The 14,853-nt window shown below is 70.0% G+C and carries 16 protein-coding genes and 2 pseudogenes; 8 read left to right on the forward strand and 10 right to left on the reverse strand.

The features are described from left to right. Window positions 1–138: 138 nt before the first annotated feature. Together QFZ67_RS04900 and QFZ67_RS04905 are read right to left on the reverse strand one after the other, a co-directional pair. Complete coding sequence (locus QFZ67_RS04900; protein WP_307659852.1) at window positions 139–774, reverse strand: DUF305 domain-containing protein; 636 nt, start codon at window positions 772–774, stop codon at window positions 139–141. Between the two features lie 87 nt (window positions 775–861). Next, complete coding sequence (locus QFZ67_RS04905) at window positions 862–1,272, reverse strand: DUF6153 family protein (RefSeq protein WP_307659853.1); 411 nt, start codon at window positions 1,270–1,272, stop codon at window positions 862–864. A 791-nt stretch (window positions 1,273–2,063) separates the two neighbouring features. On the opposite strand from QFZ67_RS04905, the gene QFZ67_RS04910 reads away from it, so the two are divergent. The 4 genes from QFZ67_RS04910 (at window position 2,064) to QFZ67_RS04925 (ending at window position 5,013) form a co-directional block, all read left to right on the forward strand. Further along, window positions 2,064–2,798: a hypothetical protein gene (locus QFZ67_RS04910; protein WP_307659854.1), complete on the forward strand. Its 735-nt coding sequence runs from the start codon at window positions 2,064–2,066 to the stop codon at window positions 2,796–2,798. Window positions 2,799–2,869: 71 nt separating this feature from the next. Then, entirely contained in the window at window positions 2,870–3,316 is a 447-nt protein-coding gene (locus tag QFZ67_RS04915) for a DUF6153 family protein (RefSeq protein WP_307659855.1), read from the forward strand. 94 nt (window positions 3,317–3,410) lie between these two features. Next, entirely contained in the window at window positions 3,411–4,046 is a 636-nt protein-coding gene (locus QFZ67_RS04920; RefSeq protein ID WP_307659856.1) for a DUF305 domain-containing protein, read from the forward strand. A gap of 88 nt (window positions 4,047–4,134) precedes the next feature. After that, window positions 4,135–5,013, forward strand: coding sequence for a F510_1955 family glycosylhydrolase (locus QFZ67_RS04925; RefSeq protein WP_307659857.1), 879 nt, complete (start codon window positions 4,135–4,137; stop codon window positions 5,011–5,013). 96 nt (window positions 5,014–5,109) lie between these two features. On the opposite strand, the gene QFZ67_RS04930 is transcribed toward QFZ67_RS04925, so the two are convergent. Then, window positions 5,110–5,664, reverse strand: a complete 555-nt coding sequence (locus tag QFZ67_RS04930) for a hypothetical protein (protein ID WP_307659858.1) — start codon at window positions 5,662–5,664, stop codon at window positions 5,110–5,112. A 299-nt stretch (window positions 5,665–5,963) separates the two neighbouring features. Here QFZ67_RS04930 and QFZ67_RS04935 point away from each other — a divergent pair, with 299 nt between their 5' ends. After that, window positions 5,964–6,626 carry a TetR/AcrR family transcriptional regulator gene (locus tag QFZ67_RS04935; RefSeq protein ID WP_307659859.1) on the forward strand — a complete coding sequence of 221 codons (663 nt, stop codon included), beginning with the start codon at window positions 5,964–5,966 and terminating at the stop codon, window positions 6,624–6,626. 118 nt (window positions 6,627–6,744) lie between these two features. Here QFZ67_RS04935 and QFZ67_RS04940 read toward each other — a convergent pair whose 3' ends face one another. From QFZ67_RS04940 to QFZ67_RS04955, 5 genes and pseudogenes are all read right to left on the reverse strand, one after another. After that, window positions 6,745–7,035 (reverse strand): MerR family DNA-binding protein, encoded by a 291-nt coding sequence (locus QFZ67_RS04940; protein WP_373429945.1) that lies wholly within the window; start codon window positions 7,033–7,035, stop codon window positions 6,745–6,747. A gap of 59 nt (window positions 7,036–7,094) precedes the next feature. Beyond that, a pseudogene (locus tag QFZ67_RS39035) lies at window positions 7,095–7,253 on the reverse strand (MerR family DNA-binding transcriptional regulator); the annotation flags it as partial. A 95-nt stretch (window positions 7,254–7,348) separates the two neighbouring features. Next, entirely contained in the window at window positions 7,349–8,578 is a 1,230-nt protein-coding gene (locus QFZ67_RS04945; protein ID WP_307659860.1) for an MFS transporter, read from the reverse strand. Window positions 8,579–8,689: 111 nt separating this feature from the next. After that, window positions 8,690–8,824, reverse strand: a complete 135-nt coding sequence (locus QFZ67_RS04950; protein WP_307659861.1) for a hypothetical protein — start codon at window positions 8,822–8,824, stop codon at window positions 8,690–8,692. A 45-nt stretch (window positions 8,825–8,869) separates the two neighbouring features. Then, window positions 8,870–9,274 carry a heavy metal-responsive transcriptional regulator gene (locus QFZ67_RS04955; protein WP_307659862.1) on the reverse strand — a complete coding sequence of 135 codons (405 nt, stop codon included), beginning with the start codon at window positions 9,272–9,274 and terminating at the stop codon, window positions 8,870–8,872. Window positions 9,275–9,349: 75 nt separating this feature from the next. Between QFZ67_RS04955 and QFZ67_RS04960 the strand changes: the two genes are divergently transcribed. From QFZ67_RS04960 to QFZ67_RS04970, 3 genes are all read left to right on the forward strand, one after another. Continuing rightward, window positions 9,350–10,060, forward strand: a complete 711-nt coding sequence (locus QFZ67_RS04960) for a tRNA-dependent cyclodipeptide synthase (RefSeq protein WP_307659863.1) — start codon at window positions 9,350–9,352, stop codon at window positions 10,058–10,060. Window positions 10,061–10,077: 17 nt separating this feature from the next. Beyond that, entirely contained in the window at window positions 10,078–12,279 is a 2,202-nt protein-coding gene (locus tag QFZ67_RS04965) for a cation-translocating P-type ATPase (RefSeq protein ID WP_307659864.1), read from the forward strand. Between the two features lie 247 nt (window positions 12,280–12,526). Then, complete coding sequence (locus QFZ67_RS04970) at window positions 12,527–13,354, forward strand: DUF2182 domain-containing protein (RefSeq protein WP_307659865.1); 828 nt, start codon at window positions 12,527–12,529, stop codon at window positions 13,352–13,354. A 15-nt stretch (window positions 13,355–13,369) separates the two neighbouring features. Here QFZ67_RS04970 and QFZ67_RS04975 read toward each other — a convergent pair whose 3' ends face one another. Both QFZ67_RS04975 and QFZ67_RS04980 read right to left on the reverse strand, forming a co-directional pair. Then, a complete protein-coding gene (locus tag QFZ67_RS04975; protein WP_307659866.1) occupies window positions 13,370–14,023 on the reverse strand; it encodes a DUF1326 domain-containing protein in 654 nt (217 codons plus the stop codon). A 184-nt stretch (window positions 14,024–14,207) separates the two neighbouring features. Then, a pseudogene (locus QFZ67_RS04980) lies at window positions 14,208–14,711 on the reverse strand (class I SAM-dependent methyltransferase); the annotation flags it as partial. Window positions 14,712–14,853 lie beyond the last annotated feature (142 nt).

Raw genomic sequence — 14,853 nt, forward strand, 5'->3', positions numbered from 1 at the left:
ATTTCGAAGGGCTCCCTTGGCTGTACGGCGGGTGGCCTGCGTCCTTGCCTCTTGCCCGCCAGCCCATGCACGGGTTGTCCGGGCGGTCACAGGCATCCGGTCAGAGCACGGCGACACGCTGCCGCCCACCCTTGGCGGTCAGCTCTTGCCCAGCATCGCCTTCATCTGGGCGATCTCGGCGGTCTGGGAGGTGACGATGTCGTCGGCGAGCTTTTTGGCAGGGCCGTAGGCGCCTTCGGTCTTCTCGGTGTTGGCCATCTCAATCGCGCCCTCGTGATGCTCGATCATCATGGTCAAGAACATCGTGTCGAAGGCCGAGCGGGAAGCGGCCTCGAGGTCGTCCATCCGCCGGTCATCCATCATTCCGGGCCGGCCCGAGTCGTCGTGGTCCATGCCGTCCATGCCATCCATGCCCGTGGGGACCTTCTCGTCCCAGGCTTTGAGCCAGCTGGACATGGTGGTGATCTCAGGGCCTTGCGCCTTTTTGATCTGCGCCGCGAGGGCCTTGACGTCGTTGGAGGAGGAGTGGGTTTCCACCATCTCGGACATGACGATGGCCTGGCGGTGGTGCGGAATCATGCCCTGGGCGAAGGTGACGTCGGCCTGGTTGTGCTCGCCCGCGGGGACGGCGGACGGGGCGGAGGCGGTGGGTCGAGGAGAGGTGTCGGTCCCGCTGGTGTTGCCGTCGTCGCCGCAGGCAGCGAGCCCGAGCGCGGCTGCCAAGGCGGCGGCCGCCAGAGCGGCACGGCGGGGAAGGGAACGGGTCGTGCTCATGGTTGGTGCTCCTGGATGTGAGAGGGATCCGGGCGTGCCTGTGCGCAGCGTCGGGCCCGGCTGGGGCCTGTGCCGCGCGCGGCGTTCCTAGATCCGCAGGAGCTGGAGTTGAGCGAGTGTGGGCGGGGCGCGTGCACCGGCCGGCTCGCACGGCGTCGCCGCAGCGGCAGACGGTGCTGTCGTGGCGATCACGTTCGGTGCAGAGGCGGCCAGGGCGGGGATGAAGACGGCGCCGGGAACCGCTGCTGACGCACACATCTGGTCGGCGTGGCTGCCGTGCCGGTCGGCGCTGCCGTCGTCGTCGGGGCACACGCACGGGTGCTCGGTTGCGGTCGTCTGCATCTGGTGCACTGCGTGCGAGGGGGCCTTGTCCGCAAGGGCTGGGGTTGCGGAGCCCAGTCCGTGCATCGCGACCAATCCGGTCAGCACGGTGAGCACAAGCAGCATCGTGAGCCGCAGCATCGGCTGCGGCGACGGACTTCGCTCGCCACGGCTCACGGTTTCATCGTAGGTGTGGCCAGGGCTGGGCGCGCGGGCTCGTGGCCCGCCGGTGTCACAAGCCGGGGGTGCCCCACAGCGGGAACCAGCGGCTCAGGTCAGGCTCGATGCGTCCGGGCCGACCCGGCCCAAGGCGAGGCAAAGTACGCCGAACTCGCCACCGCCCTGCGCCGCACTCTGCGCCTGTGAGGGGGCGGGGCGGCAGGGCCGCGAGGGGCGGCTAGGATCACGGCATGGTCACGGCATGGTCGTCGCCCAGAAAGCCGCGGGCCCGCATCTCGGCGGGTCCGCTGCGCGTGCTGTGGCTGGCAGTTCTGCTGTTCGGCTTCCTGTTCACACACGATGCGAGCGCCCACAGCGCTTCGAGTCACCCGGCAGCCAGTGCCGCACCCCCCTCAGCGCACGGGCATGGTGCACACGGCGACACGGCCGAAGAGCAACATCACGACGACGGCCAGGAGTCTTCCCACCCGGCCGCGGAGTGTGCGTCCGTACAGCCCCAGCTGACATCGGGACCCGTCGGCCCCTCGCTCACCCCCGTCGACGGGCAGACGCCCTGCCATCGAGTCGTGGCAGGGAAGTCGGGACCGCCCGCGAACCAGTCGGCCCTGCCGCCGTTGCGAAGTTCAACGGGCTCCGTGATCCAGCAGGTCTAGATTCCGGCGTTTCCCGGATTCACCTGTCCCACGCCGTCCGCACCATTCTCCTGCCCAGGCGCGCCGTAGCGCGCCGGGCGACGCCTGGCGTCGCCTGCGGCCGGCCACATCCCGGAGCCGTAAGGAACAGAACCCTTGTCCTCGTCGCAACTCGTCGACCGACCCGTCCTCACCGAAGAGCCGCCCGCCCTCCAAGGCGGCCGGGCCGCCCAGCGCAAAGCCCGCGCCCGCCGCGCCCGCAAAAGCTCCCTGCCCGCGCGCTACCTCGGATACGTCGGCTACTTCGTCGGCGCCGGTCTCATCAGCGGAGCCGTGGTCCACTATCCGCTCGACCCGGCCCGCTACACCCGGATCGCCGTCTACGGCGTCCTGGTCTTCCTGGCCGCCACCGTCCTCAACGAGATCGTCCTCGCCCACCACAGGCCGCGCCTGCCACGCATGCTTGTGGTGATCGGCGCCTCCCTGCTGCTCTCGTTCGGTATCGGCATGCTCAGCGGCGGCCTCCAGCACTTCGACGACTTCCCGGCGCGCGGCGCCGTCCTCGTGCCCCTCGGAATCACCGTGTCCTTCGTTGCGTACGTCATCAAGGACGCCGACACCCCCTGGCAACGCATCTTCAGCCTGGTGGGGCTGACCGTGCTCCTCGCCGCGGTCGTCAGCTTCGTCGGCCTGCGACAGGTAGCAGCCTCCATGGGTGAGCCTGCGGAAGGCGGCGGGCACAGCCACGGAAACGCCGAGGAGCCGGACCCGGACACGCACAACCCGGACGAAGCTCCTCCCACGAAGGACGTGCCGACGCCCAGCAAGTCCCCGACGGCGGACCGCGGCACCTCTCCCGAGCCAGGTCACAACGACGGCCACAGCCATTGACTGAACGGAAGCGGCCCGCAGGGCGTACATCCCTGCACCGCGGTTATCGTGGGACGCGGAAGGAGGCGGTGATGACACACCGGTACGCACAAGCGGTCACCGTCGCCGCACGCCTCCTGCTCGTCGTGGTGCTGGCACTCGGCGTGTTCGTCATGCACACCGTCGGTCACCCCGCAGAGGGCTCCGGCTCCGGCATGTCTGCCGCATCGCACGCCGTCGGCACGCATGCAATGTCAGGCGAACCGGCCGCCGCGCACGCGAGCACGCTCTCCAGCTCGGACAGCGCGAAACTGACAGGCGCCATCTCGTCACCGCACGAGCCCGGCATGGGCATGGACCTCACATCGCTGTGCGTGGCCGTCCTCGGCGCCTGGGCACTGGCCGCGCTGCTGCACGCGGCATTCGCCGGCAGGTGCGACTGGCTGGCCGCTCTCGCGACCGGGGTGCGATCAGTCGTACGGCCCAATCCTCCGCCCAGAGCTCCTGACCTCGCACAACTGTCGATTCTGCGGATCTAGGCCGATCTCTTCCGCGCGGACAGGCCCATGAGGGCTGCCCGCCATGACGCCTACGCATCCACCCGCAGAATCGACACCACGAGGTACACAGAACATGACCGCCTTCACGCGTTCCTTCGACCTGCCCCTGCGCCGCCGCGTCGCGGTGCTGGGAGTCATCGCCGCCGGCTCCCTGCTGCTCGCCGCCTGCGGCAGCGACGACAGCAGCGACTCCTCCGCATCCACACCGGAGACGGCCGCATCGTCCGCCGCGGGCGCCTTCAACGACGGGGACGTGACGTTCGCCCAGGCGATGATCGTCCACCACCAGCAGGCACTGGAGATGTCCCAGCAGGCCGACGGCCGCGCTTCCGACCAGGAGATCAAGACCCTGGCCGGGCAGATAGAGAAGGCCCAGGACCCCGAGATCAAGACCATGCAGTCCTGGCTCAAGTCCTGGGGCAAGCCTCAGTCTCCCGACATGGACCACGGCAACGCGGGCCATGGCGGCGACGACATGGCCGGGATGATGTCCGATCAGGACATGGACGCACTCACGGCCGCCAAGGGCACGGACTTCGACCGCAAGTTCGCCCAGATGATGATCGACCACCACAACGGCGCCATCGACATGGCGAAGGACGAGCAGAAGAACGGCCGCAACACCGCCGCCAAGAAGCTCGCCGACAACGTCATCAAAAACCAGTCCGCCGAGGTCAAGCAGATGCAGAGCACCCTCGACCGTCTCTGATCCGCACCGTACTCACCGCTGTTCCGGGCCTTCCATGCGAGGGCCCGGAACGGCGGCGCACGCCTCCACCCACGGCAGGACAAAGAAGATGAAGAACACACGGAAGTGGCCCCTCGCCACCACCGCGGTCCTCGCGCTCACGCTCGCGCTGACCGCCTGCTCCAGCGACTCCGGCACCAGCACCGCTGCCGCGACGTCAGTCGCGTCGGTGCACGGCCACGTTCACGGGCTCGGCATCGACCCCGCCGACAACCGGCTCTACGTCGCCACCCACGAAGGGAACTACACCCCGGGCAAGGACGGCGCGGCCCAGCGGGTCGGCAACAGCAAGGACGACTTCATGGGCTTCACCGTGGCCAAGGCGAAGACCTTCCTGGCTAGCGGCCACCCCGCCCCCGGCACCGGCGGCCCCGGCAACCGGGGGCTGATCGAGAGCACCGATTCCGGGAAGACCTGGAAGACCCGCTCGCTGGCCGGCGAGGTCGATTTCCACGCCCTCGACTACACCCACGGCACCATCTACGGCTACGACAGCACCAACGCCCTGCTGCGCGTCAGCAAGGACGGAGCCGCCTGGGACGACCGCGCTCGCCTCCAGGCACTGGATATCGCCGTCAGCCCCGACGCCCCGGACACCGTGCTGGCCACCACCGCCGAGGGGATCGCGATGAGCACCGACGGCGGAAGAACCTTCGCCGCAGGCAAGCAGCCGGCGATGGCTTTCCTCTCGTGGCCGAAGCCCGGCGCGCTGTACGGACTCGACGACTCGAGCGGGCTCAACCGGAGCACCGACGGCGGCGCCACCTGGCAGAAGGCGGGCACGGTGCCCGGCGGACAGGCCCAGGCGCTCACGGCGGTTGACGCCGAGCACATCCTGGCCGCCACCCAGAACGGCGTCTACGAGTCCCGGGACGGCGGCAAGACCTTCACCAAGCGGTTCACGGTCGACGTCGGCGACGGCCACTGATCCACGCACACGGAAGGCTTCGCCAGGGCAACGACATTGCCCTGGCGAAGCCGAGCGTTCCGGGCGCCGAAAGGTCGGGGGCGCCGTTGCGTTCCCTCAGCCCCGGGTGGGTGCGGCTGCGTCCGTGGCCTGTGACGCGGTGCGCTGCTCGTGCTGTTTGCGCTGCCCGTAGCGGGTCCGGCCCTGCGGCTTGTACACCGACAGAGCCGTCGCCACGAGGAGCACCAGCACCGCAGCACCGGACTGGAACACGAGCTGGGTCCTCAGGCCGTCGAGTTCACCACTGGACCAGTCCGCTCCCGCCGCTATTCCGGCGATGTAGCTGATCGGCTGCATGTGCACCAGCAGCACGATGGTGGACAGGACCGTGATCACGAGTTTCACCACGACCCAGTAGTACCGGACCAGGCCCCAGGTAGTGCCCAGGGACGAGACAACCCCGGTCAGCAGCGAAGCGAAGCACAGCGGGACGATGACGAACCAGCCGGTCAGGTCCATCGCGACATACGCGGACCGTGCCGTCTGGGCATCCTGACTGGTAAGACCGGCGACGGCGAGAGCCAGGAAGACGGCGACCGCGCCGAGCCAGCCCACCGAGGCCGTGACGTGCGCGGTGAGCGCGAGCTTACGCAGGCGCGGTGTCATCGCCATCAGTGATGGCCCCCCATATCGCCGCCCGCCAGGTGCATGATCACGAACGCCAGGACCAAGGCTATGGCAACGACGGCGAACACGATCACCCACCGCGGCCTGCCCGATGCCGGAGGGGGACCGGGCCTCGCCGCGTCCGTCCCGTCGGCCGAGTGGGTAGCAGGGGGAAAGTCAGCCATGAGTGTGTCCTCCGCTGTCGTGCGCGATTACCGAGTCCGTCACGGCGGCCACCTTTTGCGAGACAGGCTGTCTCTGTCAAGTCATCGTGTCACGGAGTCGTCGTCGCGTATATTCGGGGGATGCCGAAGCTCTGGAACGAGACGATCGAGGCACACCGCCACGCAGTGCGCGAAGCGACCCTGGACGCCACCGCGGCACTGGTGACCGAGCACGGGCTGCTCTCGGTGACGATGTCGCGCATCGCCCAGGAAACCGGCATCGGACGGGCGACGCTGTACAAGTACTTCCCGGACGTCGAATCGATCCTGACCGCCTGGCATGAACGTCAGATCACCGGACACCTCGAACACCTCACCGCGGTAAGGGACCAAGCCGGCGATGAGGGCGAGCGGCTCGAAGCCGTGCTGACTGCATACGCGCTCATGACCCACAGGCGGCACGAGCACCACGGCACCGAGGTCGCGGCACTCCTGCATCAAGGCAAGCACGTCGCACGGGCGCACCAGCAACTCAGAGGACTCATCAGCGACTTGCTGGCCGAGGGAGCCAAGGCCGGCGACCTGCGGAACGATGGCGCACCCGACGAACTCGCCGCCTACTGCCTCCACGCCCTCGGCGCAGCCGGCAGCCTGCCCTCCGAAGCCGCGGTCCGAAGACCTGTCACGGTCACCCTGGCCGGGCTGCGCCCCCCGGCCGAAGCCGTCGGCCCGGCCTCCGCCGCCAAGGAAGCGGATGACCAGGAACAGCACCTGCACCACCACCGACGGCACGGCGCCCACTGACCGTTGGCCGGAGGCGTTGCGGCTGTCTCTGACAGCCAGGGGTCGTCCCGGGCGCTCGACGCGCCTGATCAGCACTGGCCGCCGGATCGTGATCCGGCGGTCAGGTTGCTCGTCTGCGTTAGCAGCAGGTGTTGCCGCATGCCTCGGGCGGGCACTCCGGGTCGTCGCAGCAGCCGCCGCGGACGGGGGCCTCGACGGTAGTGATCTCCTCGGTCATCTGGTCACCTCCTTCCGGTCGCCAGGTGCCCGGCACCGGGTCCGGGCAGTCGGGGGCGGGAATGCGGGCGAGCATCTGTTCCAGCTCGCCACGCAGGGCGGACAGCCGGGCCATCTCGGCGTCGATCTCGCCGATCCGGCGCCGCAGCATGTCCTCAGCGGGCTCGCAGGGGCACTCGCCGGTGTCGCGCACAGCCAGCAGGTCACGGATCTCGCGCAGCCGCAGTCCCAGACGCTGGGCGCCTGGATGAAGCGCAAGCGATCGGTGGCCTCGGGGCCATAGAGCCGGTAACCGGCCGCCGTGCGTTGCGGCGCGGACAGCAGGCCGGCCCGTTCGTAGTAGCGCACGGTGTCGGCCGAGACTCCGACCTGTGAGCCGAGAGCCGAGACGGTGAGGTGCGAGCCGTTCATGCCTTCGACGCTAAACCTGGGAGCACGGTCCAAGGTCAAGCCCTGCCACTGTGCTCGCTGGGCGCGGATGCACTTGGGCGGGCGGGTGTGGCCGGTCAGCGTCGGAAGCTGAGACCGAGCCCGATGAGGGCCAGGAGCATCCAGGCGGTCAGGTAGGTGAAGGCGGCCGTCGGCGAGATAGCGGTCCACAAGATGCCGGCGATGGTGCTGGCGGCGAGGTTGCCGAGCGACTGGACGGTGGCAAGCATGCCGAACGCGGAGCCGCGCAGGTCTGTCGGGGCGAGGGCCGCGACGGCGGAGTGCTGGGCGGTCTCCACGGCGCCGATCCCGATGCCTGCCAGGAGGAACGGGATCGCCAGAAATGCGATGGCGGCGCCGTTGATCGTGAACAGGCCGTAGGCCGCGGCGAATGCGGCGACGCCTCCGGTCAGGACCAGTACGGGGCCGCGGGAGCCGAGCCGGTCGGAGAGGCGTCCGGCGGGGACCGACGCGAGAGTGGCGGCGACGTTGTAGGCGGTGTACAGACCGAGGGCGATCGTCGTCGCGGTTTTCGTTCCGTGCTCGGGGGCGAGCAGGTCGGAGGCGCGCAGGATCAGCAGCGTGGCGGCCACGTTGCCGACCTCGAACGCGGCCACGGCGGCCATGAGCTGGCCGATGTCGCCCTGCAGGACGGGCCGGATGCGGATCTTGAGCGGGACTTTGTCCCGGCTGGTCGGCTTCGGCGTGTGCCGGATCGCGTAGATGATCGCGACGGCGGCCAGCAGGCCGGGGATGACGGACAGGCCGATCGCCCAGGTCACGCCCAGCCAGGCGACCAGGCCAAGGGCCAGGAGCGGTCCGAAGATCGCGCCGAGGTTGTCCATCATCCGCTCGAAGCCGTAGGCCCGTCCGTATGCCTTGGCCGGGACGATGTCCGCGAGCAGCGCGTTGCGGGCCGGGACGCGAAGCCCCCGGGCGGTCCAGGCGGCAGCTCGCAGGACCCCGACCTGCCAGACCGCGGTCGCACCGGCGGTCGCGGCGCCCAGGACAGCGGTGGTCGCGTAGCCGCCGACGGCCACCTTCGGGCGGCGGGCCGGGTCGTCGGCCAGGACTCCGCCGCCGAACCGGGCCGCCCCGGCGAGCGCGTCGGAGACGCCCTCGATCGCGCCGAGGGCGGCAGCCGGGGCGCCGAGGGTGGAGGTCAGCAGCGAGGGCAGCAGCGCCGTGGGGATCTCGTGGCCCACGTCGGCGAGGAAACTGGCCGTGCCGATGCCGCGGACGCCGGGCGTCAGCCATCGCTCCTGCTCGGGAATGGTCTGGTCGGCGAGCGGCGGAGTCTCGGTCATGCCGGGGAGTCTGCCCGTTCGCCGGCCGGGCCGGCGAGTGGGCGATGCCATGAACACCGATCCCAGTTCTCGGCAGAAGCACTGGCAGTCGGCGGGCCGCGGGCCGCCGGTTCAGCGGCGGGTGAGGTCGGCGGCGTACTCGGCGCCGAAGCCCTGGCGTTCGCGCTGCCCGTTGTCGCCGGTGTTCTGATGGAAGCCGAGCAGTCGGCCGCAGACGAAGGACAGCGGCTCGGAGGCGATGTCCATCAGGGCGCGCGACCCGAGGGCGGATGCCGATGGCGAATGGTGCGCTCAGCCGACAGCGTTCTCGATGATGCGGCACACCACGGCACCCTCCCCACGGTCCGCCGCCTGGTCTGCCTGGGCTCGGGCGTGCTGGAGCGTCGTACGGAGGGCCTCGAGGTCCGCGATGCGGCGGTCGATGTCGGCGAGGTGCTGGTCGAGGAGATCGGTGACGAGGCCGCAGGGCTGCTCGCCGCGGCGCTGGAGGTCCAGGATGTCCTTGATCTCCTTGAGGCTGAGGCCGAGGGCCTGGGCCTGGCGGATGAAGCCGAGCACGGGTACCGCTTCGTCGGTGTAGGTGCGGTAGCCAGCCGCGGTGCGCTCGGGTGGGTCGATGAGGCCGTTGGCCTCGTAGAGGCGTACCGCCTTGGGACTCAGGCCGGTCTGGGCGGCGATGCGGCCGACGGTGAGCATGTGCGGCTCCATTCGTGCGAGTGATGCCAGTGTGCACTTGACCTTGCCCTAAGGGCAAGGTTTTACCGTCCGGTCATGAGCACAGATCAAGGCGACGGCTGTCCGGCGGCGATGGCGGTGACTCCGTTGAGCGGCCGGTGCGCCGAAGCGGTCGAGCGGGCCGAGCACGCCTGCTTCGGGATCAGTCCGTTCAACAGCTACTTCTCCAAGGCCCGGATCCACGAGCTGGCGAAGTGGGGGCTCGATCACTTCGAGCGGGTGGACTTCTTCGTCCCGGACGCGCCGAGTGCGTTCACTTTCGAGGCACTTGGATACGCGCCGGAAAAGGCCGCGTGGAAGGCGCGCAGGCAGGGCCAGTACACCCGCAACAAGATCGTCACTGCGCTGGGTTCGCTTGGCGTGGACGATTCGGACAAGCGGGTGCTGGGCTGGGCCGAGCTGGAGGGCAATGCGGCGTTCGGCCGCCTCCATGAGAGCGGACTGCGCCGCTATGGCGAGGACGCGGATTTCCGCGACGCCTGCCGGGAGGCGACCGGATGGGTGCTTGCCGGGAAGCTGCCCACCGGGCGGGCGCCGGATGTGGAGCAGGTCGAGAAAGCTGTGCGCTACTTCCTGGCCGAGCTGCCGCTGTTCATCGACACCCCGGCGATCGTCGGGGCCGGCACGTCCGTGTTCTGCTACCACGAGCCGCCTGCCGTCCTGCGCCGCTTGTACGGCGGCGAGCTGAGCTGGCGTCCCGCCGCCGGGCAGGGCTTCGCCGTTGTGGCACCGGCCGTACGAAACTGAGAGAGAGGAGTGCCGACATGACGACCACCACTCGGGCCGATTCCGAGCAGTCCATAGAACTGACCATCACCGGGATGACCTGCGCCTCGTGCGTGGCGCGGGTCGAGCGGAAGCTGGGCAAGCTGCCCGGAGTGACCGCGACGGTCAACCTCGCGACCGCGACCGCGCACGTCACCCGCGAGGACCCGGCGGTCGAGGTGGCGGAGCTGGTGGCAGCTGTCGAGGCCATTGGATACGGGGCGGGGGTTCCCCGGACCGAAGCCCCGGCCGGAGACGAAGAGGCCAGCGACGCTGAGGGCGTGCACATCGCCGGGCTGCGCCGCCGCCTGATCGTTTCGGCTCTGCTCGGGCTGCCGGTGGTCCTTGTGTCGATGATCTCCGCCTTGCACTTCGCCGGCTGGGAGTGGGTCGCGCTGGCTCTGGCGACTCCCGTCGTGGCGTGGGGCGCATGGCCCTTCCACCGGGCCGCGGCCCTGAATCTGCGGCACGGGTCGGCGACGATGGACACCCTTGTGTCGCTGGGCGTACTGGCCGCCTACCTGTGGAGCGCCGTAACGCTCGTACTGGGCGGTGATCACCTGTACCTGGAGGTCGCCGTCGTCCTGACGGCCTTCCTGCTGGCGGGCCGGTTCTTCGAGGCGCGCGCGAAGCGGCGGGCGGGGGACGCCATCCGGGCGCTCATGGACCTGGGCGCCAAGGACGTCGCCGTACTGCGGGACGGTAGCGAAGTGCGCATCCCCGTCGAGGAGTTGGCGGTCGGCGACCTCTTCGTCGTACGCCCCGGGGAGAAGATCGCCACCGACGGCGAGATCACCGACGGCGCCTCGGCGATCGACGAGTCGCTGCTGACCGGTGAGAGCGTGCCGGTGGAGGTCGAGCCCGGCTCGCAGGTCACCGGCGCCACCGTCAACAGCCACGGACGGCTGACCGTACGCGCCACGCGAGTCGGGTCGGACACCAAACTGGCGCAGATCGCCGCGCTGGTGGAGCGCGCCCAGACCGGCAAGGCGGAGGTGCAGCGCCTCGCCGACCGGATATCGGCGGTCTTCGTACCGGTCGTCATCGCCCTGGCGATCGGCACATTCGGCGTGTGGACGCTCACCGGAGCCTCGGCAGCTAACGCACTCACGGCCGCCATCGCAGTAGTGATCATCGCCTGCCCGTGCGCGCTCGGGCTGGCCACGCCCACCGCGCTCATGGTCGGCACCGGTCGCGGCGCCCAGCTCGGGCTGCTGATTCGCGGGCCCGAGGTGCTGGAGTCGACCCGCCGGATCGACACCGTCGTTCTGGACAAGACCGGCACGATCACCGAGGGCAAGATGCGCCTCGTCGACGTGATACCGGCCGACGACGAGGACGAGCAGGAGGTGCTGCGGCTGGCGGGCGGGCTGGAGGACGCCAGCGAGCACCCGATCGCCGCAGCCATCGCGAACACCGCACGGGACCGCCTCGGTTCACTCCCCGCTGTGACCGGCTTCGCCAACACCCAGGGCCGGGGCGTGACCGGGCAGGTCGAGGGACGTACGGTCCGTGCGGGCAGGGCCGCGTGGCTGGAGGAACAGGACCAGGTGCTGCCCGACGAGCTCGGCCGCGCACAACAGAAGGCCGAGGCCGAGGGCCGTACGGTGGTCTTCGCCGCCTGGGACGGGCGTGTTCGCGGCGCGCTGGTCGTCGCCGACACCGTCAAGGCGACCAGCGCCGAGGCGGTAGCCGACCTCAAGCGGCTCGGGCTCACCCCCGTCCTGCTGACCGGCGACAACACGGCGGCGGCCCACGCGGTGGCGGCCGAGGTCGGCATCGACCAGGTCATCGCCGAAGTCCACCCCGAGGACAAGGTCGCCGAGGTCGAACGCCTCCAGCGGCAGGGCCAGGTGGTGGCGATGGTCGGCGACGGCGTCAACGACGCGGCCGCCCTCGCCCAGGCCGACTTGGGGCTTGCGATGGGCACCGGCACGGATGCGGCGATCGCCGCATCCGATCTGACCCTGGTACGGGGCGACTTGCGGGCGGCGGCGGATGCGATCCGACTGGCCCGGCGCACCCTTCGCACGATCAAGGCCAATCTGTTCTGGGCCTTCGCCTACAACGTCGCCGCGCTGCCGCTGGCAGCGCTCGGCCTGCTCAACCCGATGATCGCCGGCGGCGCGATGGCTTTCTCCTCGGTGTTCGTGGTCTCGAACAGCTTGAGGCTGCGCCGCTTCCAGCCCTTGACGCGCTGACGGTCCGCGGCCCGGCTCCTCCCTACTTCAACCGAGCGCGGTGCGGGCGCGCACAGTAACGGTGGGCACACCGTCGAGGCCGCCGAGGCCACGTCGACGCGGTTTTGCAGCGCCCACTTCTGTGATCTGCTGGAGGCGTCGGGCCGACTTGTCACTCCCTGTGGGCAGGCGCAGTAGTCGACACTGCCGGGACTCCGGTGGTGACGTGCCTGGTGATATTGGCAGGGCGGCCCCTGGGAGGAGCGCCATGCTGCACGTCCGCGTCGCCGCCCCCGCGCCGACACAGCCCGGAATCCTGCCGCGGCGTGATCTGGCCGTTGCATGGACCCTGATGGCTGTGCTCGCCGCACTGGCATGGGTGCTCACCGTCGCCCAGTCCCGTGACATGGGCGTGGAGCCGGGAACGATGGGTCTGGCGCTGCCGCTCTTCCTGCTGCTGTGGGTGACCATGATGGTCGCGATGATGTTCCCGTCGGTGGCGCCGGTGGCCATCACATGGGCCCGTGCCATCGGCCGGCAGTCGGCCGGTGCGGTCCGCGCCGCGCGTATCGCCCAGTTCGCAGGGGGCTACCTGCTGGCCTGGACAGCATTCGGTCTGCTCGCCTACGGAGTCCTGGCAGCAGCCGCCCGGCTGGTGGACGGCGCCCCCGAGACAGGCCGCTGGCTTGGCGCGGCTGCGTTCCTGCTCGCGGGGCTGTACCAGTTCGGGCCGCTGAAGCGCGTCTGTCTCCTGCACTGCCGCAACCCGCTGTCGGCCCTGATGCGGTACGCGCACTTCCGGCCGTGGGCCCGCGACCTGCGCGTGGGCGCGCACCACGGGCTCTACTGCGTGGGCTGCTGCTGGGGCCTGATGATCGTCCTCGTCCCGCTCGGCGTGATGAATGTGGCAGCCATGGCCGGCCTCGCGGCGGTCATCTTCCTGGAGAAGCTGTGGCGGCGCGGCCCGTTGCTCACCTGGGCGGTTGGTCTGGCCTTTCTTGTCCTGGGCGTTCTGGCCCCGTTCCAGGACTGGTTGCTGCCCGGCCTGCAGATGTCCGAGCCGTCGATGAACTCGATGACGGACCGACCGCACTGAGCGCCTTGCCACACGTCAGTTGGGGCCGCTCCAGTCGAACGGGAAGTGCTTGCTGGATTTGCCGCTGCGGTTCCAGCTGAAGCCGAAGGCGTCGGCCTGGTCGGTCGTGGCGCGACCCCAGGTGGCGATCTGGCCCGGGCCGACCTCGGCACCGGGGGCGTTGTGGACCTGCACGCGCGCGCCCTCGGGAGTGGTGGGACCGGTGAGGGCCTCGGCGCGTGCGGTCACGCGGCCGGGGATTTCGGCGCTCCACGACCCGAGGTCGTCGTCGATCTCGACGGTGATGGGGGCGACGTCCATCCCGCGCATCTCAGGGCTGAAGACCTCGCTGAACTGCTGCGGCCAGCCGCCCGCCTCACCACCGAAGATCGCGCCGAGCGCGGCGCGCTGGCGGTCGTTGGCACGCTCGTCGACGAAGACGGCGGCGTATGCGTCCGTGTGGGTGCCCTCCCATACGTTGCCGGTGAAGGACCCGAGCATCAGGATATTCAGATCGTCGAGCCGGACATCCCCGTACCGTCCCTCGCGTATGTGCCAGGCGAGCACGCCCTCGCAATCGCCCTCGGTCGGGGGCTGGGCGAACGTGCAGGGGCAGGGTATGGCGCATTTGCAGGTATCGAACCAGTCGCCGACCACATGCCAAGGCGGGCTGGTGGTCTGTTCGGTCATCTCGCGAGCCTCCTCATCCCCCCGCCTACGCAAGGCCATGAGAGTTGCGTGGCTGCCCGCGCCGACCCCGCGTTCCGGGGTGGTGGCGGAGCGGCCTCCCCTCCAGCGTGCGCCTCGTCGGCGCGGAAACGGAAGCCCTGCGAAAGTGAGTGGCCGCTTCGCCCGACCGAGCTCGGCCTGCGCGTCACCCGTCGGCCGATGCGCGGGCGGGCTTGCGGGCAGCGAGCCTTTCGACGATGCCGAGCTTGAACCGGCCCAATTGCTCGATCTCCAGTCCTTCCGCCTGGACGTTCCGGAGGGGGCGGCGCAGCAGATGCTCGCCGCCGAGCGGAACGGTGACGAGTTCGATGAGCCGCTGGATCGCGCGGACGGGCCAGGCGGAGCTGGGGACGTGGTCCAGCAGGAGGAGCCGGCCGCCGGGCTTGAGCACGCGGCTCATCTCGGCGATGGGGCGCCGGTCGTCGGGGATCGCGCAGAGCGACAGGGTGCACACCACGGTGTCGAAGGACGTGTCCGGGAACGGCAGGGTTTGGGCGTCGCCTTCGCGCAGGTCCGCGGTCCGGCCGAGCTCGTCGGCGCGGCGACGGGCGAGGGCCAGCATCTTGGGGCTCCACTCGATGCCGGTCAGCCGCACGCCGGGAGGGTAGAGGGGGAGGTTCAGGCCGGTGCCGATGGCGACCTCCAGGACGTCGCCGGTGGCCTGGGAGCACGCCTAGGAACGGCTCTCGCCGAACAGGGTGCGGTCGAAGAACCGCATCTGCCGGTCGTAGGAGCGGGATTGCTTGTCCCAGTAGCGGCGCAGCCGCTCGTTGTCGCTCGGCTCGGGCATG

Source organism: Streptomyces sp. V1I1 (assembly GCF_030817355.1).
GTDB lineage: Bacteria > Actinomycetota > Actinomycetes > Streptomycetales > Streptomycetaceae > Streptomyces.

Excerpts from the sequence above, each read along its gene's own strand:
- QFZ67_RS04900 (WP_307659852.1), bottom strand. The coding sequence starts at position 774 with ATGAGCACGACCCGTTCCCTTCCCCGCCGTGCCGCTCTGGCGGCCGCC.
- QFZ67_RS04915 (WP_307659855.1), top strand. The coding sequence starts at position 2,870 with ATGACACACCGGTACGCACAAGCGGTCACCGTCGCCGCACGCCTCCTG.
- QFZ67_RS04920 (WP_307659856.1), top strand. The coding sequence starts at position 3,411 with ATGACCGCCTTCACGCGTTCCTTCGACCTGCCCCTGCGCCGCCGCGTC.
- QFZ67_RS04925 (WP_307659857.1), top strand. The coding sequence starts at position 4,135 with ATGAAGAACACACGGAAGTGGCCCCTCGCCACCACCGCGGTCCTCGCG.
- QFZ67_RS04930 (WP_307659858.1), bottom strand. The coding sequence starts at position 5,664 with ATGGCGATGACACCGCGCCTGCGTAAGCTCGCGCTCACCGCGCACGTC.
- QFZ67_RS04935 (WP_307659859.1), top strand. The coding sequence starts at position 5,964 with ATGCCGAAGCTCTGGAACGAGACGATCGAGGCACACCGCCACGCAGTG.
- QFZ67_RS04945 (WP_307659860.1), bottom strand. The coding sequence starts at position 8,578 with ATGACCGAGACTCCGCCGCTCGCCGACCAGACCATTCCCGAGCAGGAG.
- QFZ67_RS04950 (WP_307659861.1), bottom strand. The coding sequence starts at position 8,824 with ATGGACATCGCCTCCGAGCCGCTGTCCTTCGTCTGCGGCCGACTGCTC.
- QFZ67_RS04955 (WP_307659862.1), bottom strand. The coding sequence starts at position 9,274 with ATGCTCACCGTCGGCCGCATCGCCGCCCAGACCGGCCTGAGTCCCAAG.
- QFZ67_RS04960 (WP_307659863.1), top strand. The coding sequence starts at position 9,350 with ATGAGCACAGATCAAGGCGACGGCTGTCCGGCGGCGATGGCGGTGACT.
- QFZ67_RS04965 (WP_307659864.1), top strand. The coding sequence starts at position 10,078 with ATGACGACCACCACTCGGGCCGATTCCGAGCAGTCCATAGAACTGACC.
- QFZ67_RS04970 (WP_307659865.1), top strand. The coding sequence starts at position 12,527 with ATGCTGCACGTCCGCGTCGCCGCCCCCGCGCCGACACAGCCCGGAATC.
- QFZ67_RS04975 (WP_307659866.1), bottom strand. The coding sequence starts at position 14,023 with ATGACCGAACAGACCACCAGCCCGCCTTGGCATGTGGTCGGCGACTGG.